The 21,974-nt window shown below is 57.9% G+C and carries 20 protein-coding genes; 11 read left to right on the top strand and 9 right to left on the bottom strand.

All coding sequences use genetic code 11. The features are described 5' to 3' along the window. Nucleotides 1-48: 48 nt before the first annotated feature. The 4 genes from obgE to rplU all read right to left on the bottom strand — a co-directional run bounded on the left by obgE (nt 49) and on the right by rplU (nt 2,412). The gene (obgE, locus tag AC6I1V_RS11470; protein WP_302551515.1) at nt 49-1,155 is read right to left on the bottom strand and encodes a GTPase ObgE; all 1,107 of its coding nucleotides are present in this window, start codon (nt 1,153-1,155) and stop codon (nt 49-51) included. Between the two features lie 27 nt (nt 1,156-1,182). Beyond that, nucleotides 1,183-1,581 carry a hypothetical protein gene (locus tag AC6I1V_RS11465; protein ID WP_302551516.1) on the bottom strand — a complete coding sequence of 133 codons (399 nt, stop codon included), beginning with the start codon at nt 1,579-1,581 and terminating at the stop codon, nt 1,183-1,185. A 215-nt stretch (nt 1,582-1,796) separates the two neighbouring features. Next, nucleotides 1,797-2,078, bottom strand: a complete 282-nt coding sequence (gene rpmA / locus AC6I1V_RS11460; protein WP_005030497.1) for a 50S ribosomal protein L27 — start codon at nt 2,076-2,078, stop codon at nt 1,797-1,799. Nucleotides 2,079-2,103: 25 nt separating this feature from the next. Then, nucleotides 2,104-2,412: a 50S ribosomal protein L21 gene (gene rplU, locus AC6I1V_RS11455; RefSeq protein ID WP_302551517.1), complete on the bottom strand. Its 309-nt coding sequence runs from the start codon at nt 2,410-2,412 to the stop codon at nt 2,104-2,106. Between the two features lie 509 nt (nt 2,413-2,921). Between rplU and groES the strand changes: the two genes are divergently transcribed. Next, on the top strand, nt 2,922-3,209 hold the full coding sequence (groES, locus tag AC6I1V_RS11450) for a co-chaperone GroES (protein ID WP_005030493.1): 288 nt from the start codon (nt 2,922-2,924) through the stop codon (nt 3,207-3,209). A gap of 73 nt (nt 3,210-3,282) precedes the next feature. Beyond that, complete coding sequence (gene groL, locus AC6I1V_RS11445; protein ID WP_302551519.1) at nt 3,283-4,926, top strand: chaperonin GroEL; 1,644 nt, start codon at nt 3,283-3,285, stop codon at nt 4,924-4,926. A gap of 431 nt (nt 4,927-5,357) precedes the next feature. Here groL and AC6I1V_RS11440 read toward each other — a convergent pair whose 3' ends face one another. Together AC6I1V_RS11440 and AC6I1V_RS11435 are read right to left on the bottom strand one after the other, a co-directional pair. Further along, on the bottom strand, nt 5,358-5,582 hold the full coding sequence (locus tag AC6I1V_RS11440; RefSeq protein ID WP_486854639.1) for a hypothetical protein: 225 nt from the start codon (nt 5,580-5,582) through the stop codon (nt 5,358-5,360). A gap of 16 nt (nt 5,583-5,598) precedes the next feature. Then, a complete protein-coding gene (locus AC6I1V_RS11435; RefSeq protein ID WP_486854640.1) occupies nt 5,599-7,149 on the bottom strand; it encodes a sulfatase-like hydrolase/transferase in 1,551 nt (516 codons plus the stop codon). A gap of 136 nt (nt 7,150-7,285) precedes the next feature. Between AC6I1V_RS11435 and AC6I1V_RS11430 the strand changes: the two genes are divergently transcribed. The 7 genes from AC6I1V_RS11430 to AC6I1V_RS11400 all read left to right on the top strand — a co-directional run bounded on the left by AC6I1V_RS11430 (nt 7,286) and on the right by AC6I1V_RS11400 (nt 11,897). Then, on the top strand, nt 7,286-7,852 hold the full coding sequence (locus AC6I1V_RS11430; RefSeq protein WP_302551523.1) for a cysteine hydrolase family protein: 567 nt from the start codon (nt 7,286-7,288) through the stop codon (nt 7,850-7,852). 362 nt (nt 7,853-8,214) lie between these two features. Continuing rightward, entirely contained in the window at nt 8,215-9,162 is a 948-nt protein-coding gene (prmC, locus tag AC6I1V_RS11425) for a peptide chain release factor N(5)-glutamine methyltransferase (RefSeq protein WP_486854117.1), read from the top strand. A gap of 130 nt (nt 9,163-9,292) precedes the next feature. Further along, nucleotides 9,293-10,210, top strand: coding sequence for a UDP-3-O-acyl-N-acetylglucosamine deacetylase (lpxC, locus tag AC6I1V_RS11420; RefSeq protein WP_302551525.1), 918 nt, complete (start codon nt 9,293-9,295; stop codon nt 10,208-10,210). A 165-nt stretch (nt 10,211-10,375) separates the two neighbouring features. After that, nucleotides 10,376-10,822 (top strand): GNAT family N-acetyltransferase, encoded by a 447-nt coding sequence (locus AC6I1V_RS11415; protein ID WP_486854118.1) that lies wholly within the window; start codon nt 10,376-10,378, stop codon nt 10,820-10,822. A 23-nt stretch (nt 10,823-10,845) separates the two neighbouring features. Continuing rightward, on the top strand, nt 10,846-11,412 hold the full coding sequence (locus AC6I1V_RS11410) for an HD domain-containing protein (RefSeq protein ID WP_308772216.1): 567 nt from the start codon (nt 10,846-10,848) through the stop codon (nt 11,410-11,412). Next, entirely contained in the window at nt 11,409-11,654 is a 246-nt protein-coding gene (locus AC6I1V_RS11405; protein ID WP_486854119.1) for a hypothetical protein, read from the top strand. The genes AC6I1V_RS11410 and AC6I1V_RS11405 overlap by 4 nt, the downstream gene beginning before the upstream one ends. Before the next feature lie 102 nt (nt 11,655-11,756). Then, a complete protein-coding gene (locus tag AC6I1V_RS11400) occupies nt 11,757-11,897 on the top strand; it encodes a hypothetical protein (protein ID WP_486854120.1) in 141 nt (46 codons plus the stop codon). 246 nt (nt 11,898-12,143) lie between these two features. Here the strand turns inward: AC6I1V_RS11400 and AC6I1V_RS11395 are convergent, their stop codons facing one another. After that, nucleotides 12,144-12,635 (bottom strand): GlcG/HbpS family heme-binding protein, encoded by a 492-nt coding sequence (locus tag AC6I1V_RS11395; protein ID WP_308772219.1) that lies wholly within the window; start codon nt 12,633-12,635, stop codon nt 12,144-12,146. Between the two features lie 122 nt (nt 12,636-12,757). On the opposite strand from AC6I1V_RS11395, the gene mutL reads away from it, so the two are divergent. Next, entirely contained in the window at nt 12,758-14,851 is a 2,094-nt protein-coding gene (gene mutL / locus AC6I1V_RS11390; RefSeq protein WP_486854121.1) for a DNA mismatch repair endonuclease MutL, read from the top strand. Nucleotides 14,852-16,147: 1,296 nt separating this feature from the next. Next, nucleotides 16,148-16,441 carry a hypothetical protein gene (locus AC6I1V_RS11385; RefSeq protein WP_497736995.1) on the top strand — a complete coding sequence of 98 codons (294 nt, stop codon included), beginning with the start codon at nt 16,148-16,150 and terminating at the stop codon, nt 16,439-16,441. Between the two features lie 232 nt (nt 16,442-16,673). On the opposite strand, the gene AC6I1V_RS11380 is transcribed toward AC6I1V_RS11385, so the two are convergent. Both AC6I1V_RS11380 and secA read right to left on the bottom strand, forming a co-directional pair. Continuing rightward, complete coding sequence (locus AC6I1V_RS11380) at nt 16,674-18,182, bottom strand: DUF4139 domain-containing protein (RefSeq protein WP_486854122.1); 1,509 nt, start codon at nt 18,180-18,182, stop codon at nt 16,674-16,676. A gap of 350 nt (nt 18,183-18,532) precedes the next feature. Then, nucleotides 18,533-21,091, bottom strand: a complete 2,559-nt coding sequence (gene secA, locus AC6I1V_RS11375) for a preprotein translocase subunit SecA (protein ID WP_486854123.1) — start codon at nt 21,089-21,091, stop codon at nt 18,533-18,535. Between the last annotated feature and the right edge of the window lie 883 nt (nt 21,092-21,974).

The raw sequence follows: 21,974 nt of genomic DNA, 5'->3' as shown, positions 1-21,974 counted from the left end.
CTTTCTCCAGAAAGTTTCCCCTCCCCTTCCCCAAGAAAAAATATCCAACTAATCCGTCTCGCGGGTGTACACCACCTCGATGTCCGGGAACTCCTCGTCTTCAAGAACCATTTCCTGATAGTGCAGCAGCGGCGCGTGGGCTTCCATTTCGGCGCGGAGACGCCACATGGCGGCAAGCAGCTCCTCAACGCCTTCGCCCTGATCCGCGGACATGAAGAAAACCTCTCGCCCGTCCCTCGCGGCGATGGCGCGGAGGGCATCCACTTCCTCAGGCGTGCGCAGGTCTATCTTGTTGATGACCTGCAACTGGCGGCGCAGGCCAAGCTCTTCATCAAAGGCGTTCAGCTCATCGTTGACAAGGTCAAAGCCCGCCCAAGGGTTCTCTTCGGGGTTCACGTCCTCAATGCTGAGGATGTGGACGAGAAAACGAGTCCGCTCCACATGCTTGAGGAAGCGGTGCCCAAGGCCCTGCCCTTCGCTGGCGCCTTCGATGAGGCCGGGGATGTCCGCCACCACCATACGCTGATCGGGATCGTACTCGTCGATCACGACGCCGAGGTTGGGCGTCAGCGTGGTGAAGGGGTAGGCCGCAATCTTGGGCCGGGCCGCCGAAATGCGGGAAATGAAGGTGGACTTGCCCGCATTGGGCAGGCCGATGATCCCCGCGTCCGCAAGGATCTTGAGCTCAAGGCGCAGGTTGCGCTCTTCGCCGGGTTCACCGGGCTGCGCAAAACGGGGGGCACGCATGGTCGAGGACTTGAAATGCTCGTTGCCCTTGCCTCCGCGTCCGCCCCGCGCCACCAGATATTCGTCGCCCGCTTCCGCAAGGTCGGCCAGCATATGCTCGCCTTCGGGGGTCTGCTCGAATACAAGCGTACCCACGGGCAGGTTGAGGATCAAATCCTCGCCTTTGCGCCCGTAACGCTGGCTGCCCATGCCGCCCTGCCCGTTCTGCGCCTCGTAGTGGCGCATGATGCGGAAGTCGTACAGGCTCAAAAGGCGCGAATCAGCGCGCAGGATGATGCTGCCGCCGTCGCCGCCGTCGCCGCCGTCCGGCCCGCCGCGAGGTACGAATTTTTCACGCCGGAACGATACGCAGCCGTTCCCGCCCTTGCCGGCCTTAACGCTGATCACAGCTTCATCCACAAAACGCATATAAATATCCTGTTCCTTACCATAAAATTATCTATCGCTGCCGCCCGTCTGCAAAAGCCGCCTCTTGCAGACGAACACGGCCAAGGCCAGCCCGACGGCATAGAGCACGCCGTCAACCGCCAAACCGTACGCGGATACCGGCGGCATCCCCCGCTCAGGCGTCCCCACCCAGACGAAAACCGTTGAGACGAGCAGCGCCAGCAAGACGCCGCAGACGGCCTGAATCAGGGAAAAAAATTCCTTCCCTTTGAGCATCCGCCACCGGGCAAGGGCGCAGGCCATCAGGAGCGGCCCTCCGCAGTAAACGATATTCCACAACGCCCCTTCGGGCACCCTGCCGGAATTGGCCCACAACAACGCCTGCATGCTGCGCCAAAAGGGGGCCAGTATCCCCAACTGGACGGCGAACACAAACATCTTGTCCATCACATCTCCTTGAGCCTTGCGCAATGCGGAGGAGGGGAAACGCCTTTTTGTGGAATGAAAAAGGAACGGGGAAGGAAGGCCGGGCCATCTTCGGGAAAACGGGGCGGGAAGGGCCTGCCCTTAGGGAAAGGCACCCTCCGCCCGGAGACGGCGCATACACCAAAAGGGAAGAAGCCTGACGGCCCCTTCCCTTGAAAAATCGTCTTTTCTGCGAACTATTCGGCAGCGGGAGCTTCGAAAGGCAGAATGTGGACGCGCTTCTGGATCTTGCGCTTGCGAACATAGGTTTCGTACTTCACCGTGCCGTCGATCTTGGCGAACAAGGTGTAGTCGCTGCCCATGCCCACGTTTTCGCCGGGATGGATCACGGTGCCGAGCTGACGAACGAGGATGTTGCCAGCGAGAACGGGCTGCCCACCAAAACGCTTCACGCCGCGGCGTTGTGCGTTACTGTCGCGACCGTTGCGGGAACTGCCGCCTGCTTTTTTATGTGCCATGAGGGGATCTCCTTACACTTCGGGCTTAGGCTTCGATGGCCTTCACCTGAATGGCGGTATAGTCCTGACGATGGCCCTGCAGCTTGCGGGAATCGTTGCGGCGCCACTTCTTGAAGACAAGAATCTTATCGCCGCGAACGTGATCCAGCACAGTGGCCGTCACCTTGGCATTTTCAACATAGGGCGCGCCGATCTTCAGTTCGGCCCCACCAACCATAAGCACTTTGTCGAGGGACACTTCGCTGTTCACGTCGGCAGCCATGCGATCCACGAGGATCTTGGTGCCTTCTTCAACGCGGAACTGCTTGCCGCCCGTTTCGATAATCGCGTACATTAAGAACCTCCGAAAAAAGAGAAGGGATTAGTACCCCCTTCTCCGCAACCTGTCAAGCGGATTGGTGTACTTTGCAGGTTCGCCCACGTGCGGTTGCTCTTAGGTGAAGGGTTCGTGCAGGCCAGCGGGCGCGAATTCCGTTTATAATCCTCTTTTTAAGGATATGGCAAGGGGGATAAAGGAGCCGCCCCGGCTAGGCGGCAAAAAGAGCTATTATTTACCGGCAGTTATTAAAAAAGAGGAAAAAATGCAAAAAAAATCCTCCTTCCCCCCTTCCCAACGCGCGCAGGGGAATTATTTAATGCCACGAGAGGCCGGAACACCACGGCCCACTTGCAAGGCTTACCCCCCCGGCGAGCGTCCATCCCGATTTGAAACGAGCGGCCTCTTCCGCTATATCGGGGATACGTCCGCCATTTCGGATGGCTTGCAGGGATTCCCCGCAGGCAGTCCGATGATGACGGGGCTGGTTGCAACAAAAAAATACCTTTTTTGGAGGATAAGTCGTCATGAGTTTGAAACCTTTGAATGACCGTGTTCTTGTGAAGCGCCTCGAATCCGAGGAACGTACCGCCAGCGGCCTGTACATCCCCGACACCGCCAAGGAAAAGCCCTCCAAGGGCGAAGTGGTCGCCGTGGGCCCCGGCAAGCATGCCGACGACGGCAAGCTCGTTCCCATGGCTGTGAAGGTGGGCGACATGGTCCTCTTCAACAAGTATGCCGGCACCGAAGTCAAAATCGACGGCGCCGAGCATCTCGTCATGCGTGAAGACGACATCCTTGCCATCATTGCCTAAGCAGCCCCGTTTTTGCCGCTGCGACTGAAACATCAATTCTTATTTTTTATAGATAGTTCTGGAGGATACTCTCATGGCTTCCAAAGAAATTCTGTTTGACGCCAAAGCCCGTGAAAAACTGTCCCGCGGCGTGGACAAGCTCGCCAACGCCGTCAAGGTGACCCTTGGCCCCAAGGGCCGCAACGTCGTGATCGAAAAGTCCTTCGGCGCCCCCGTCATCACCAAGGACGGCGTTTCCGTCGCCAAGGAAATCGAGCTCGAAGACAAGTTTGAAAACATGGGCGCCCAGATGGTGCGCGAAGTGGCCTCCAAGACCAACGACATCGCCGGCGACGGCACCACCACCGCCACCGTGCTCGCCCAGTCCATCTACCGCGAAGGCGTGAAGCTCGTGGCCGCCGGCCGCAACCCCATGGCCATCAAGCGCGGCGTCGACAAGGCCGTTGAAGCCGTTTCCAAAGAACTCGGCAACATCGCCAAGCCCACCCGCGATCAGAAAGAAATCGCTCAGGTCGGCACCATTTCTGCCAACTCCGACGCCACCATCGGCAACATCATCGCCGAAGCGATGGCCAAGGTCGGCAAGGAAGGCGTCATCACCGTTGAAGAAGCCAAGGGCCTTGAAACCACGCTGGACGTCGTCGAAGGCATGAAGTTCGACCGCGGCTATCTGTCCCCCTACTTCGTGACCAACCCCGAAAAGATGGTCTGCGAACTGGACAACCCCTACATCCTCTGCAACGAAAAGAAGATCTCCAGCATGAAGGACATGCTCCCCGTGCTGGAACAGGTCGCCAAGGTCAACCGTCCTCTGGTGATCATCGCTGAAGACATCGAAGGCGAAGCCCTGGCCACCCTCGTGGTGAACAAGCTCCGCGGCGCCCTGAACGTGGTGGCCGTGAAGGCTCCCGGCTTCGGCGAACGCCGTAAGGCCATGCTCGAAGACATCGCCATCCTCACCGGCGGCGAAGCCGTGTTTGAAGAACGCGGCGTGAAGCTGGAAAGCCTGCCCCTGTCCTCGCTCGGCACCGCCAAGCGCGTGGTCATCGACAAGGAAAACACCACCATCGTTGACGGCGCCGGCAAGTCCGACGAAATCAAGGCCCGCGTGAAGCAGATCCGCGCCCAGATCGAAGAAACCACTTCCGATTACGACCGCGAAAAGCTTCAGGAACGCCTCGCCAAGCTGGTGGGCGGCGTTGCCGTGATTCATGTCGGCGCGGCTACCGAAACCGAAATGAAGGAAAAGAAGGACCGCGTGGAAGACGCCCTCAACGCGACCCGCGCCGCCGTTGAAGAAGGCATCATCCCCGGCGGCGGCACCGCGTTCGTCCGCTGCATCAAGGTTCTCGACGACATCAAGCCCGCCGATGACGACGAACTGGCCGGCCTCAACATCGTCCGCCGCGCCCTTGAAGAACCCCTGCGCCTCATCGCCGGCAACGCCGGGCATGAAGGTTCCGTGGTTGTGGAAAAGGTTCGTGAAGGCAAGGACGGCTTCGGCTTCAACGCCGCTACCGGCGAATACGAAGACCTCATCAAGGCCGGCGTCATCGATCCCAAGAAGGTGGCCCGCATCGCCCTGCAGAACGCCGCTTCCGTGGCTTCCCTGCTCCTGACCACCGAATGCGCCATCGCCGAAAAGCCCGAACCCAAGAAGGACATGCCCGCCATGCCCGATATGGGTGGAATGGGCGGCATGGGCGGCATGTACTAAGCCACGGCTTAGCACGGCCCTCGCAGCCTAGCTGAATCAATCCCCCGGCAGCGCCATGTTGCCGGGGGATTTTGTTATTATTGGGGAGGGGGGAGGAAACCTTTCTGGAGAAAGGTTTCCTCCCCCCTCCCCAAACCCCACCCCTCTCCTTCCCAAGACTTTCACGTTTATCGAATCCCTGTTCGCCGCTTTCCCGATTACCACAATTTCCATACGGGTATGGTTCAGGAAGGCTGTGTTATAGAAAATAGTTGATGCTTTTTTCTTGAAACTCCAAAGGGATAACCGGAAAAATGCCTTAGCCGTAGATCCCGCCAAGGAGAAAACTAGAAAAAAGCTATACTTTTCACCGCACTGTGGAGATGAAACAACTACATGCTATAACAGAGCCATATTTTAAGGCTGTGTTAAATTTCCGGCTGATACAGCAATCAAAGGTCGTTCATCTGCCCCTGTTTCAGCGGAGCATTCGCTGCCGTGAATACGGCCGCACTTCCAGCGCAGTGAAAGGCATCCCCCGAAAACGGCTGATGCTTTATTCCTTGAAATTCCAAAGGAATAACCAATAAAATGCCCCAATCATGAAGCCCGTCAGCGAAAACTGGAGAAAAAACTGGAGATTCAGTATATTGTAGATATGAAACAACCAGATGCATGACAGAGCCCTTGAAATCAATCGAGAGATCCCATCCCTGTGATGTCCAGTTGAGGCTCTACGGCTTTGGAACGGATGCCTCCCAAGGCTATTATCGTATGGTATAAGTAGTCATGCGTAAAAGTTTTCCCTGATGTAGCAGCCTGTTTAAGCGCCGCAACGACATCTCCACGCTTTTCGGCAAACAACTCACTGTACCAAAAGAAGAAAGGGATATTTTTCTGCTCCGGGTATTCCGTTCCCGTCCCGCCTATTGCATGCAAAAACCTTCCATGTTCGCCAAGCAATTGCCCGTGATCGGATACATACACCACAATAGCGTCATAGCCTTTCAACTGCGCGTAGAGTTTCGCAAGAAAATCATCCGTCTTGACGATTGTATTGTCATACGCATTGATGACATTCTGCCGGTGCGCCATCATTGATTCGGGCGTATACTCATCCGGAACAAAAACCTTGAATGTATCCGTATAGTTTCCACGGTAATCGTAGTGCGATCCCGTCGTATGGAGCAACAGCAGCAGGCCGTTCGGATATGCCTTGAACAACGGTTCCGTTTCTTTCAACAAATCCTGATCCGTAGGGGAATGAAAGTACCGTATCTCTTTCGATGATCCGATGAGGGCGTCCGTCAAATGCCCTGAACGGCCAAGCCTATTCTGCCTGGAATAAAAACACGTCATGAAGCCATGCTTGTTGAATAGCGGGATAAAACTCCCCATCGTAGGGACTCTGTTTTCCTCCGTGGCGTTCGTCAGCATGCCGATGAGCGAGTTTCTCGTCTGCACGGCGAAGGAACGGGCAATCCCCAAGTTAATGATATGGCTTACTTGTTCCAGTTGGGGGTTCGTCTTCCTTTGGTATCCGTTCAGGCTGAAATGATCGCCACGGGCACTTTCGCCCAACACGAGGACAACGATGGGCTTGTCAGCCCCACATTCGGAGGGCAAATCCGCCGGCGAAGGCAACGAAGCCAAACGCTGTGATTTTTCCTCCTCTACCCAATACGTCTTGAAAACAGAAAAGAAGGACAGAGGGACAATGTTGCGCGTTCCCAGATACGTCCTGAGGGGAGACTCCGGATCCGTTTTGTCAATATAGAGCTTTCCTCCCTCTTTCAAAATCAGAAAAGCCGAAACCAAGAGAAGCAAACCGGCAATCCATTTTTTATTGCTTATGCGGACAAAACGCAGCAGATAGGCGTGGGCTGCGGAAACCACAAGGGCCAAGATGGCTGTGAAAACGAGAGGGATACTCAAAAAACTTTTTATTTCAAAGGCGTTGGCCTCAAGCATGGCGGCAAGGACATCATAGGTGAGGATTCTGCCGTATACCCAATAAAAATACGTCAATCCCAACCCGATGCCATGCAGGAGGAAAATGCCGACAGCCCCTACCTTTTTCCAACGGGCGAACAGCAATGAGCAGAAAAGGAACAGGCTCGCGTATAAAAATCCAAAGTATATCAACTGAAAACCACGGGCAGTGCTGAAGACTTCCGGATTGTACAAAAGACCGCAGAGCACGCTCACCCCAAAAAAGAGACCGGGCAATATTTTTTCCTTCATGCTTATTACCTCTTAAAAATTCTTCAGCAAAAGGGCTATACCTGTTCGACATCCTATCGTAAAGAGAAACGTCTCTTCTTGATGTCCCCTTCGTTGCCGGAAGAACGGCAGCCAAACACGCAGCCAAGGAACCATCATGAACATTGCCCTCGTCATCATCGACATGCAAAACGATTTCGTCCTTCCCGAAGCCCCGCTGTGCGTGAAGGGCGCGCAGGCCACCGTACCCACCATCCGCAAACTGCTCGACCGCGCACGCGCGGAAGGCTGGCGCGTGATCCACGTGATCCGCCAGCACCGCCGGGATGGAAGCGATGTGGAGATCGGGCGTGCGCCGCTGTTTACCCAAGGGGCAGGCATCTGCGTCCCCGGCACCAAAGGCGCCGAGATCGTCGATGGGCTCACGCCCCTGCCGGGTGAAACCATCCTGCGCAAACTCCGTTTCAGCGCGTTCTTCCAGACGGAACTCGACATGATCCTGCGGCGCCTCAAGATCGACACGCTGCTTATCGCCGGGACGCAATACCCCAACTGCGTCCGGGGAACCGCCACGGATGCGATGAGCCATGACTACAACACCATCGTGGTCACGGACGCCTGCTCCGCCCAAACGGACGAAATCGCCGCAACCAATATCCGCGATATGAAAAATATGGGCATCACCTGCGTCACGCTGGCGGAACTGCCCTCCGTACTGGCCTAGGCCATGCCGCCAATTAGATATAATCTATTGAAATTATTAAACTATTTTCAATCTACAAAAACATTATTTAAAAATTTCAAACAGTTATATATTAAACGACGGTACAGCCTAGAGGACTCTCCGTTATGTGGCCCAAAACAGGCTTCCCCTGTTCTTTCCGTCCAAAAGGGGAAGCCCTGCCTACGGTTGCGGTATGCCCTCCCCTACCCTTTTTCCAACAGGAACTCCCTCCGCGCCGCCTCCCCACCAGTCAAAAGTCTTTGGGGGATGAGAGGAGGGGGTGTGGGGGAGGGGAGAAGGGGGCTTTCTTCAGAAAGGCCCCTTCTCCCCTCCCCCACCTTTCACCCCCAAAGGATACGCCCATGCCTGAACTTTCCCGATCCGGCTGGATCCGCGAAGCGACCCGCACGCTGCAAGAGGCCGCAGTGGACTCGCCGCGCCTGTCCGCCGAACTCATCCTCCAGCACGTCTGCGGCATCAGCCGCGTGGAACTCGCCACCCGCCCGGAAACCCTCCTCACCAGCGATCAGCTTTCCCGCATGACCGGCCTGCTCCGCCGCCGGGCCGATGGCGAGCCCGCCGCCTACCTCCTCGGCCAGCGCGAATTCTACGGCAGGGACTTCCGGGTCACGCCCGCCACCCTCATCCCCCGCCCTGAAACGGAACACCTGATCGAAGCGGCCCTCAAAGGCTGCGGCGGCCCCGTCAGCTTTGCGGATCTGGGTACGGGCAGCGGCTGCATCGCCGTGACCCTGTGCGCGGAACGCCCCGACTGGCACGGCCTCATGGTCGACCTGTCAGGCCGCGCACTGGCCGTAGCCTGCCAAAACGCCGTGCGTCACAATGTCCGCCAACGGCTCCAACCCGTCCGCGCCGACTTCACCCGGCCTCTCCTGCGCCCGGAATCGCTGGATCTGCTGGTCAGCAACCCGCCCTATGTCGGCAAGGCCGAATACGAAGGGCTCTCCGCCGAAGTCCGTGATTTTGAACCCGTCACGGCGCTCATCCCGAATTTTGTGGACTCGGATAAAATCCCCAGCCATGACCACCATCATGATCACGGCGCCGGACACAAGCCCGCCCCTTCCATTTCCCCAGACAGGCCGGAAGGGTTGGAACACTTGATAGCCGTGGCTCAAGAGGCTTTCGTGGCCCTCAAACCGGGCGGCCTGCTGCTTATGGAGCACGGCTATGCGCAAGGCGCTGCCCTGAAAGTGTTGCTTGAAAGCCACAGATGGGAAAACGTCTTCATTCTCAAAGATTTGGCGGGACGCGATCGCGTGGCGAGCGCCCGGAAGCCTGCGGCTTGAGGGCCACAGTGTTGTGAAAAAGACACGATTGTTTTTTTGTCACAATACATTTTTTTCATATTGTTCAAGGGAGATACAAAAATAAAGAATTTGGCCCGCTTCTTGCTATAGGTTAGAGCGGAGGGATTCCATGAACCAGACTACTATTCAACGCGTCGTTACTTGTTCCGGCATTGGCCTGCACAGCGGCAACAAGGTGTACCTTGCCCTTCGTCCCGCTTCGGCCAACACGGGCATCATCTTTGACATCCATACCCCGGATGGCATCCGCCGCGTGAGTCCCGCCCCCAAAGCCGTCGCCACGACGGTGCTCGCCACCACTCTCGGCTCGAACGGGGCCACCGTCTCCACGGTGGAACACCTGTTGGCTTCCGTACTTGGCCTTGGCATCGACAACCTGATCATCAGCGTCGAAGGCGGTGAAATCCCGATTATGGACGGTTCCGCTGCGGCGTTTCTGGAGCTGTTCGCCGAAGCCGGCATCCGTGAGCTGCCCGCGCCCCGCAAGGTGATGCGCATCAGCCGCCCTCTGGAGCTGCGTGACGGCAACAAGTATATCCGCGCGCTCCCCTATGCCGGGTTCCGCGTGGACTGCACCATCGACTTTCCCCATCCGGCCATCGGCCGGGAACGCTTCAGCATGGAAGTCACCCCGGAAACATTCGCCCGCGTAGCCAACGCCCGCACCTTCGGCTTCTTCAAGGATGTCGAATACCTGCACAGCCACGGCCTCGCCCGCGGCGGCTCCCTGGAAAGCGTTGTCGTGCTCGACGACAACGGCGTCATGAATCCTGAGGGGCTTCGCTACAAGGACGAATTCGTCCGCCACAAGGTGCTGGACTTCATCGGCGACATGGCCATGCTCGGCATGCCCATTCAGGGCCAGTTTGAAATCTGCTGCTCAGGCCATCAACTGAACAACGCCTTCCTGCGCAAGGCGGAAAGCGAACGGGCGCTCCAGCTCATCGACCTCTCCCTTGAAGAGGCCCAAAACCGCAAGGCCCGCGAAAAGCGGCCCGCCTACGAAGGTTCGCTGGCTCTGGCATAAGGCACCCCATCCGACCTAACGAGGGGGACGGTATACCCTGCGGGCTTTTCCCCGCGCGGTACGCCGCTCCCCCTTTTCCGTACCCGCCGCCCCTTTCGGGACGGCAGGCGCTTTCCTTTTTCCTCACGGGCGGAAATGCCGCCAACCTTTTTTCGAGGCGCAACAATGACCACCTTCCAGACCATCAAGGCCGACAAAAAACAGTACCTCCCGCTCCTTCTGCTCGCGGATCCCTGCGAAGCCATGATCGATCGCTATCTGGAAGCCGGGGATATGCACGTCCTCTCCATCGGCGGCGCGCCCGTCTGCGTGGCTGTGGTCACCCCGTATTCCGATACGGCCTGCGAACTCAAAAACCTCGCCACCGATCCCCAATTCCAAAAGCAGGGGCACGCGACCCGTCTGATGGCGGCCCTGTTCAAATACTATGCGGCACGTTTCCAAACGATGTATGTGGGAACCTCAGGCAGCGGCGTGGCCTTTTACACCCGGCTCGGCTTCACGCCCTCGCACACCGTCACCGGGTTCTTTACCGACAACTACCCCGAACCTATCTACGAAAACGGCGTTCTCCTCACGGACATGCTTTACCTCAAAAAAGAGCTGGCCTGACTGGGACGTCCAAGGAAACACCAGTGGACTTCATCGAACACTATCTGCGGTTCATCAAGGAAGCCGAACGGCTGAAGGCCGTCACCCGCACGGCATGGGCACACGACGGACGGCGGGAAAGCACGGCTGAACATTCGTGGCGGCTGGCCTTGTTCGCCGGGCTCGCAGCGGGACGCCTTCCCGGACTGGACAGGGAAAAAGTGCTTATGATGAGCCTTATCCACGACATGGGCGAACTCTACGGCGGGGATATTTCGGCGGCCCTGTGCCCAGACCCGCAAGAAAAAAACGACGAGGAAAGCCGGGCCGTACACAAGGCCTTTTCCCTGCTCCCCGAACGGGAAGCCGAATCCTTGCTGGCCCTGTGGCGTGAATACAATGCGAACGCCACCCCGGAAGCCCGGCTCGTCAAGGCGCTGGACAAGGCGGAAACCATCATCCAGCACAATCAGGGGCGCAACCCGGCGGATTTCGACTACCGGTTCAACCTCGGCTACGGAAAAGAATACTTCAAGGGCAACGAATTCCTGCGCGAACTCCGCACGATTCTGGACGAAGAAACCGCCGCCAAGCTCCACGGCACGGATTGAACGCCCCAAAGACGGCAAAGGCATGGGAACCTTCCGGCCCACATGCCTTTGTTCTGCCTGACGGGAACCCCGCCGAAAACCTTCACCTACCCGCCCTCATTATGGGATGCGACCCGGCGGATTCCGGCTATCGGTTCAACCTCGGCTACGGAAAAGAATACTTTGAAGGTAATGAATTCCTGCGCGAACTCCGCACGATTCTGGACGAAGAAACCGCCGCCAAGCTCCACGGCACGGATTGAACGCCCCAAAAAACGGCAAAGGCATGGGAACCTTCCGGCCCACATGCCTTTGTTCTGCCTGACGGGAACCCCGCCGAAAACCTTCACTTACCCGCCCCCATTATGGGATGCAACCCGGCGAATTTCGACTACCGGTTCAACCTCGGCTACGGAAAAGAATACTTCAAGGGCAACGGATTCCTGCGTGAACTCCGCACGATTCTGGACGAAGAAACCGCCGCCAAGCTCCACGGCACGGATTGAACGCCCAAAAAACGGCAAAGGCATGGGAACCTTCCGGCCCACATGCCTTTGCCCTGCCTGACGGAAAACCCGCCGGAAACCTTCACCTACCCGTCCCCATTATGGGATGCGACCCGACGGATCCCGGCTATCGGCTCCATTTCGGCTGCGGAGAGAAAAAAGGGCTGTTAAAGGAAAGGGGCTGCGGAGGGGCGGCAAGCGCACCTGCCTATTCCCGGCCCCCTTCCCGTTTTTGTATGCAGCCGACTACTTGAACGCCGCGACGCCAGCCTTGGCTACGTTGGTATCCTCAGCCACGCTGCCGCCGCTCACGCCGATAGCGCCGACAATGACGCCGTCCTTGTTCTTGAGCAGTTCGCCGCCGCCGAAAATGACCAGCCCGTTGTTGGTGACTTCAATCCCGTACAACTCCTTGCCGGGCTGCGAAGCCGCGCCGAGGGCGGAGGTCGGCATGTTGAACAGGCGGGCGGTACGGGCCTTGCCGATGGAAACGTCGATGCTGCCGAGGAAGGCCCCGTCCATGCGCGTGAAGGCCTTCAGGTTCCCCCCGGCGTCCACGACGGCAATGTTCATGGGCACGCCCTGCTCTTTGGCTTTGGCGAGGGCGCCCTTGATGACCGTATCGGCCTGTGCCTGCGTGATGTCGCCGGGAAGCTGGAGTTTGCTCACATCCACACCGGCGAACGCGGTAAAGGAAAAAGCCAGAACCATCAGGCCGGACAAAAAAAGACGACGCATGGAAACCTCCATCTGTTGCGGTATGGGCAAAACGCCCCATCCCACGGAACGCAGCCCGGCGTTCCGCTTTCTCTTACGGTATCCACTTGCGCCTTTTTCCGCAAGGCACTATATCAAATGACATGAACGAAACACCTCCTCACGGCGGTTCACCTGCCGAACGCCGCGGCATCCACCTCCTTTCCCCCGAACTGCGCAATCAGATCGCAGCGGGTGAAGTCGTGGAGCGCCCCGCGAGCGTAGTCAAAGAACTTGTGGAAAACAGCCTCGACGCCGGGGCAACGCTGATCGAGGTCACGCTGGAAAACGGCGGGCAGAGCCTTATCCGGGTCAGGGACAACGGCGTGGGCATCCCCGCCGCCGAGCTGGAGCTGGCCGTCACGCGCCACGCCACCAGCAAGATAACCAGCATGGACGATCTCTGGCACATCAGTTCCTTCGGGTTCCGCGGCGAAGCCCTGCCGAGCATCGCTTCCGTGTCCAGCTTCCGCATGGAATCGGCTTTCCGCGCCTCGGAAGACGCCGAACCCGATGCGGCCTTCATCCAGATGGAACACGGCGTGCTCGCCCAGCAAGGGCCGAGCGGCCTGCACAAGGGAACGGTCGTCGAAATCCGCGATCTCTTCGCCACCATCCCCGCCCGCCTCAAATTTCTGAAAGCGCCCGCGACCGAACAGAAGCGCGCGCAGGAACTCCTCACCCGTCTGGCGCTCACGCACACGGACGCGGGCTTCATCTTCCTTGCCGGGACGCGGGAAGTCCTCCGCTTCCCCGCCGGGCAGTCCCTTCAGGAACGCCTCTCGGTCATCTGGCCCGACTCCGTTACGGAAACCCTGCTGCCGTTCGACCGCACCACCCATGACATCCGCGTCCACGGGCTGACCTCGCCGCCCGGACAGGCCCAGCCGCGCGGCGACCGGATGCTGCTCTACGTCAACGGCAGGGCCGTCAACGACAAGGTCATCCTGCGCGCCGTCCGCGAGGCCTACAAGGGGCGCCTCCTCTCCAAGGAATACCCGCAGATCGTCCTGTTCATGGAACTGCCGCCGGAAGAAGTGGACGTCAACGTGCACCCGGCCAAGATTGAAGTCCGCTTCCGGGATGAGCGTTCCGTGTTCGGGGCCGTACTCCGGGCCGTGGAAGAGGCGGTTGTCCGCAGCCTTCCCACGGGCGATCTTGATGCGGCCCCTTCCGGCGAAAAAGCGCGCCATGCCCCTGCATACGAACCCAAGCCCCTCGGCTTTTGGGGTGAAGCGGATCGGGAGCGGATCATGCGGCCTCAGCAGCAACCCCTCATACCGCCGGATCACGAGGAAACGCCTTCCTCCGTGCCCCCCATGTCGGGGCGGGCATCCTCCGAACCGGCCTCCGCCCCTGATCCGCTGCTGTACGGCGAGGAAGGGCTTCCTTGGGATATGGCTCCCGACAAGCCCGCCGCGTCTGCCTTCCACGAAGCCCCCCAAGCGTTCGCGGCTCCGCAGCCCCCAACGGCAGGTTCGGCTCCGTCGCCGGAAAACCCGCCGTATGCCGCCGTGCAGCCGTCAGCCGCACCAGCCGCCGACCGCGCCAAACCTTCCGGGCCGAAACAGTCCGAACCGGAACAGCCTGAAATCGAACAGCTCGGCGAAGGCCAAGTACGCGTCGGCCCTTATGTGTACATGGGGCAGATCGGCGGGACGTATCTGCTGCTCCGGGATATGCGCAACAGCCGCGAGAATGCGTCCCTGCTGATCCTCGACCAGCACGCCGCGCACGAACGGGTGCTGGTGTCCCGGATAGAGGCCGGGGGCTTTTCGGGCATGTCCCAGCCCTTGGTGCTGCCGCTTGAATATACGCTGCATCCGGCGGAACGGGAACGCATTCAGGAGTTCCACGAATCCCTCGCCGCGCTCGGCTTTGAACTGGCGCTGCGGGAGCAGGGGGCCGGAACCGTGCTCGAAGTGCGTGCCGTGCCGCCTTTGCTGGAGCGTGCCGCCGCCGGGGAATTCATCCGTGAGGTACTCGCCGGGCGTAAGGAGGATCTCCATTCGCTCTGGGCTACAATGGCCTGCAAAGCCGCGATCAAGGCCGGGGACGCCCTTGCCCCGGATGAAGCGGTCAACCTCATCGCCCAGTGGCTCATGACCGAGAACCGCCAGTTCTGCCCGCACGGGCGGCCCTGCGTCCTGCAATGGGGCACCAGCGATCTGGACAAGATGTTCAAAAGGATGGGGTAAGGGAATTGGAGGGGAGAGGGAGGGCCTTTCTGGAGAAAGCCCCTCCCTCTCCCCTCCAAGCCTCCCCTCTCCCTCCCCAAAGACTTTCGTATGGGTCGATGGCGGATCCGGGGACTGCCGAGCGTTTCCCGTCCGCATACGTCCCCCGGAACTGCGGAGGGCTGGAGCAAATGAACTCTAAAATTTGCTGTGACATAGGAAAGGTTAATGTTTTATTTCTTGAAATTCCAAAGAAATAACCAATAACGTGCCCCCAATCATGGGATCCGTCAGCGAAAAATTGGAGAAAAAGCCTCTATTTTCATCATACTGCTGAAATAAAACAACTATACCCTATGACAGAGCCTAACATTTTATAATATTAAAGTTTAAAACATACTTGCTCCGGCATTGAACAACGCAACATTGTACTTGTACCTTCGCAGCGACAGCCTGCTTCCCGCAATCGGAAGAGCATTTTCAACGTGAAAACGCTCTAGGCTATATTGTTATTTTATATAATTATTTGAAAATTATTTAAAATAATCTTTTGCGACTTAAAACAATTACATAATTTCAATAGATTATACATAATTAGCGAAACAACCTAATATACTGTCCGTGTGATAAAAACAAACCTAAAAAGTTTGGACAAGGTACTGTCATAGGATGTAGCCTTTTTATCTCTACCGCATGGTGAAAACACGGTCTTTTCTTCTGTTTTTTCATTGGCTGACTCTATGACCGGGGTATTTGTTGGCCGGTTCTTTGGAACTCCAAGAAATGGAATATCCATCTTCTGCCGTGACACAGCCTTGGACAAAGTAAAAACGAATGGCTCTGTTTATAGTATGTGGTTGTTTCATCTCCACGGTGCGGTGAAAAATAGAGCTTTTTTTCTAGTTTTTCCCTTGTCGGAATCCACGGATAAGGCATTTTCCGGTTATCCCTTTGGAGTTTCAAGGAAAACAGCATCAACCATTTTCTATAACACAGCCAAACGAATCAACTTCGGGCAGCTTCTTCTTTAGTTTTGTCGTGAAATACAATCCACCTATTCACATAATATATTGAATATTCCGTATTGTTATACTGTTCCACTGAAAACGCCATGACCGAGACGGCCCATTCTTTTTCTATTTTCCATTTCAAAAAATAAAATACCAATATGTTACGCTGGAACAGCCTCCCCTCTTAAAAACAACCTGCCTCAGAAAAAGCTGCCCGAAACATTTCGGGCGGCTTTCATATACAGGGAACACTGCAAACAAGGATTCAATAAACACAAAAGCCTTTGAAGAGGGGAGGAAAAACAAAATGCCAACAAGTTACGCTGGAACAGCCTTCCCTCTTAAAAGCAGCCCGCTTCAAAAAAAGCCGCCCAAAACTTTCGGACGGCTTTCATATACAGGGAACACTGCAAACAAGGATTCAATAAACACAAAAGCCCTTGAAGAGGGGAGGAAAAACAAAATGCCAACATGTTACGCAGGAACAACCTTCCCCCTTAAAAACAGCCCACCTCAGAAAAAGCCGCCCGAAACTTTTCGGACGGCTTTCATATACAGGGAACATTGCAAACAAGAATTCAATAAGCACAAAAGCCTTTGAAGAGGGGAGGAAAAACAAAATGCCAACGTGTTACGCTGGAACAGCCTTCCCTCTTAAAAACAGCCCGCTTCAAAAAAACCGCCCGAAACATTTCAGACGGCTTTCATATACAGGGAACATTGCAAACAGGGATTCAATAAACACAAAAGTCTTTGAAGAGGAGAGGGAGGGGTTTGGGGAGGGGGAGGGGAAACTTTCCTCAGAAAGTTTCCCCTCCCCCTCCCCAATTTTCCTACCTCCCGTCGATAAGGCGCATGTCCTCAGGCGCGGAGGCTTCGACGGTATAGCCGATGACGCTCTTGCCGGAAGCGGGCACGGTGAGGTTCCACGTATTGACGTGATCCTTCACAACCGGGGCGGGCTTGGCGATGACCTTCACCTCAATGGCGCTGTCGCCGATCTGCGGTTCGGGATCTTCCACGCGCACGGCAACAGGCTGCGTATGGTTGTTCGTTACCTCAATCGTCCACTTCCAGTCGCGGGTCTGACGCTTGCCCACAAAGCCCTTGCTGCCGCTCTGACGGAGATCCTGCTTCATGTCCACCGTCACACGGGAATCCCTGCCGAAAAACATATCCTCATGATCCCCCGACAGCGCAAACGTCCCCACCCCCACGGGCAGCCCATCCACCGAATACTGCGCCGGGCCATGCGGCCAGTCCACGGCTTCAGGCAAACGAACCTCGGCCATCAGCCACGCCGCCTTGCCGCCGTAGCCGGGGCGGGCCAAGCGGACGAACGACGCCTTCCAGCCGCCCCGCGCCAACTCGAACAGCACGGGCCGACCGGCTGGAACCGTGCGCGCCCCCAAGTCCCACACCGTAAACGCCGCCATTTCACGGACATCTATGGACGGAGCCGCCTTCATCATATTGGGGGCCGCATCCATCGCCGCCGACTTCATGACGGGGCCCGCAGCCAACGCGCGAGGCATACCTGCCGCCTTCCGCAACGTCCACTCCGGCAGGCTTCCCGGCTGCAACCCGCTGCCCGGATCGGAGGAAGCCAGCGTAAGGTGCACGTCCTTCCAGTCCTGCCCCGTCGCCTGCCGGATTTCCGCCTGCTGCGTGAAACGCACCAAGCCCTTTTCAGGCGCGGCATCAAACCGGTAGGCCGGAGCCCAGCCGCACCCGGACAGCATATACGAATAGCGTACCCGGACAGTTCCAGAGAGATCGTTGACCTGCGCCTCGATCCGGGTGCCCTCCGCAGCATCACCGTATTCGGACAGGGCCTGCTCAAGGCGCGCCACGCCTTCCCGCGCTTCCTTGACCTGCGGCTCCAGCGCGGCGGCCTGCACATACAACGCCTTGAGGCGTTCCGGCATAGCCGCATCCAGCTTTTCCATCTCCGCCATCGAAATTTCTTGCGCCAGCGCGCCCTTGCTCCACAGCGAGATCCGCGCCGCCACCGCCGCGGCTTCGCCTTCCAGCGCCGCCGCACGCGCACGCGCTTCGGCCAAATCCTGACGCAGCGCCGCTACGGCCTCACTGTCCGCCATCGGAACCGGAATTGCCCGGCGGCTGGTGACCTCACCTTTATCCAAAGAAATCACAAGGGAATCCAAGTCAGCACCCGCAGGAAGCACAAACGCTACGGCCCCGTTTTCCACAGCCAGCGTATCGTCGACCTGCACCTGCGCACTTGAAGGGTACAGCACAATATCCACCGCCGGGGCCGCAGCCGCGACACCGGACAGACACAACATCAAAGCCGCCAACAGCACCAGACGGTTCCGCATCACTACCTCACTTTACAGCTCAAAGAAAAAAGGAGGCCTTTCAGCCGCCTCCCCAATGTCCTTTTCCTTTTTCTATCCCAACAGGGAGGTGATTCAGTTTCTCAGAACTCCCTTGGAAAAGCCATGACAATCTCACGCGTTCCCAAGCCCATCCTCACCAGCGCCCACTAAAAAACGCCTCCCGCGGCAGCACCGGAGGCGTTTGCACATGCACTCTTTTCATGCGGCAGGAACCCCACGCATGGGAACCCGGTACACGAAAAGGTTTTTCGGGGCTGTGCCCTTCATCGGCAATCCGAGAGAAGGAAGGGCCTTTTCGGAAAGCCCTCCCTTCCCCAAAAGCTCTTTCACTACTTCTCGTTCGCGCCGCAGCACTTCTTGTACTTCTTGCCGCTGCCGCAGGGACAAGGATCGTTGCGGCCCGGCTTATTCTCGGCCCTGGCCTGAGCGGGGGCCCCAAGCAGTTCCTCCGGTTCGTTGGAATAGGAAAGCTGCTGCGGCTGCTCCTTGTGCTGGAACATCGGTTCCGGTTCGGGCGCGGCTACGGCTTCTTCCGCAACTTCCGCGGGGCGCTGCTCCACGCGTACACGGGTAAGGGCGCGGAACGCCCCCTCACGGATGTGTACGAGCAGTTCTTGGAACATGTTGAAGCCTTCGCGCTTGTACTCCAGCTTGGGATCGCGCTGGCCGTAACCGCGCAGGCCGATGCCGTCGCGCAGGAAATCCATGTTGCGGAGGTGCTCCTTCCAGCCGCGATCCAATTCTTCCAGAAGGAAGTAGCGCAGCAGGTCGGCGTACAGCGGCCCGGCCTCTTCCTTCAACTGGGCCAGAATGGACTGCACCAGCTCCTGCGCCTCTTCACGGGTCGGCAGGGGGGCATCGCCGGGCAGCACGCGGTCAATGTTCATGACCTCGGACAAACGGGCGCGCACGGGCTTTTCTTCCTCGATGTCATGCGCGGCCTTGGAAACTTCGAGCCCGTCATACATATCGTCCAGCAGATCGGACAGATACTCGTTCAGGATGGGCTCAAGATCCGGCTCCCGCATCAGATCCCGGCGCAGGCTGTAGATGACGGTACGCTGCTGGTTCATGACGTTGTCATAGTCCAGCAGGGTCTTACGGATTTCAAAATGATGGCCTTCCACCCGCTTCTGGGCGTTCTCGATGGCGCGGGAAACCATGTTGTTCTCAATGGGTTCGCCTTCCTGCATCCCAAGCTTCTGCATGAGCCCGGAAAGGCGGTCGGAACCGAAGAGGCGCATCAGATCGTCTTCAAGCGACAGATAGAAGCGGGATGAGCCGGGGTCGCCCTGACGCCCGGAACGGCCGCGCAACTGGTTGTCGATACGGCGGCTCTCGTGGCGTTCGGTGCCGAGGATGTGCAGGCCGCCAAGTTCGACGACGCCTTCCCCGAGCTTGATGTCCGTACCGCGCCCCGCCATGTTGGTGGCGATGGTCACCTTGCCGACCTGACCGGCCTGCGCGACGATTTCGGCTTCCTGCGCGTGGTGCTTGGCGTTGAGTACGCTGTGCGGCACGCCTTCGCGCTTCAGGAGCTGCGAAATGAGTTCGGACGTTTCGATGGAAATCGTACCCACCAGCACGGGCTGGCCTGTGGCGTGCAGCTCCTTGATGGCCTGAATGATGGCCTGCATCTTTTCACGCCGCGTCCGGTAGATGAGATCAGGCATGTCCCTGCGGATCATGGGGCGGTTCGGCGGGATGGTGGACACTTCCAGACCGTAGATCTGGGCGAATTCCACGGCTTCGGTGTCGGCCGTGCCGGTCATGCCCGACAGCTTGTCGTACATGCGGAAATAGTTCTGAAACGTGATGCTGGCGAGGGTCTGGTTCTCGGCGGCGATGGTGACCTGTTCCTTGGCTTCAAGGGCCTGATGCAGGCCGTCGCTGAACCGGCGCCCGGCCATGAGGCGGCCCGTGAATTCGTCGACGATGACGACCTGATCGTCCTTCACGATGTAGTCGACGTCGCGGCGGAATACGGTATGCGCCTTGAGGGACTGCAACACATGGTGCTGCGCCGTGATGTTGGCGGTATCATACAGGTTGTCGACGCCGAGCTTTTCTTCCACATACTGCACGCCTTCATCGGTGAGCGACGCGGTTTTGCCCTTCTCGTCAACGGTGTAGTGCTTTTCCTTTTCGAGGGTGCGGACAACTTCGTCCACCTTCTGATACAGATCGGTGGATTCGTCGGAAGCGCCGGAGATGATGAGCGGCGTACGCGCTTCGTCGATCAGGATGGAGTCCACTTCGTCGACGATGGCGTAGTGGTGGCCGCGCTGCACCAACTGCTCGGCGTAGAACTTCATGTTGTCGCGCAGGTAGTCGAAGCCGAACTCGTTGTTCGTGCCGTAGGTAATGTCCGCGCCGTAGGCTTCCTTGCGCTGCTCGTCGCTCAGGCCGGCGACGATGACGCCCACGGAAAGGCCGAGGAAGTTGTACAGCCGACCCATCCATTCGGCGTCACGCTTGGCGAGGTAGTCGTTGACGGTAACGACGTGGACGCCCTTGCCTTCCAGCGCGTTCAGGATGACGGCGAGGGTGGCGACGAGGGTCTTGCCTTCGCCGGTTTTCATTTCCGCAATCTTGCCGTTGTGCAAGGCCATCGCGCCGAGCAACTGCACGTCGTAATGGCGCATGCCGAGCACACGGGTACTGGCCTCACGGACAAGGGCGAACACTTCGGGGAGAACGGCATCCAGATCCTTTTCCCCGCTTTGCACCTGTTCCCGATAAACGGCCAGGCGCTGCGGCAGCTCCTCATCCGCAAGGGCCTGCATTTCGGGCTCAAGCGCATTGATTTTAGCCACCAGCGGCCTGAGTTTTTTCAGAAAACGATCGTTTTTACTACCGAAAATCTTGCGTACGAGGAAACCTATCATGAAAACTCCCAAAAAAGAGGATACACGGCGAGTACCGCATCCCTCAACTAATAAGACATGCTTCACCGATTGGCAAATGACGACGACAGGGTTTTCTTTATAACAGAAAGGGAAGGCCGCCTTTCCACAGGAAAAAGCGCCTTCCCCAAGCCCTCCCATGCCTTGCCCGCGCCCTCGCGTTTCCAGAGCCTTGTACCGTGAAGAGGGATGAATCGGGGGAGGACGCTTTTTGAAAAAAGCGCCCTCCCCCGTACCCCCTCCCGCAAAAACTTCGACGGGTGGGGAGGCTGCACGAAAGGAGTTCAGGGGCGAATCAGCGCAGCCCCCGCACTCTGCCCGTGAGCCCCGCAGACATCAACGTTTTTTCATCCGGCCTTGCCCGGCATACAACGCCGTACCTGACGCCGGTTACAAAAGCCTTTGGAAGATAAGGCGGTACGCGAGGGTGTGAAGCCAAACTATCAAAGGCCACGCCGACGCCTGAAATTCACTGTATAAAATGACAGCCCCGCTGCCGCATCCCTTCATCCGGCCCCGCCCGGCATACAACGCCGCGCCTGGCGCCGGTTACAAAAGTCTTTGGAAGATGAGACAGTACGCGAGGGTGTGAAGCCAGACTATCAAAGGCCACGCCGATGCCTGAAGTTCACTGCATAAAATGACAGCCCCGCTACCGCATCTCTTCATCCGGCCTTGCCCGATATACAACGCCACACCTGACGCCGGTTACAAAAGCCTTTGGAAGATAAGGCAGTACGCGAAGGTGTGAAGCCGAACTATCAAAGGCCACGCCGATGCCTGAAGTTCACCGCATAAAATGACAGCCCCGCTGCCGCATCCCTTCATCCAACCCCGCACGGCATACAACGCCACACCTGACGCC

The organism is Bilophila sp. T19-St14 (genome assembly GCF_059728385.1).
This window is presented reverse-complemented; position numbering and strand designations above follow the sequence as displayed.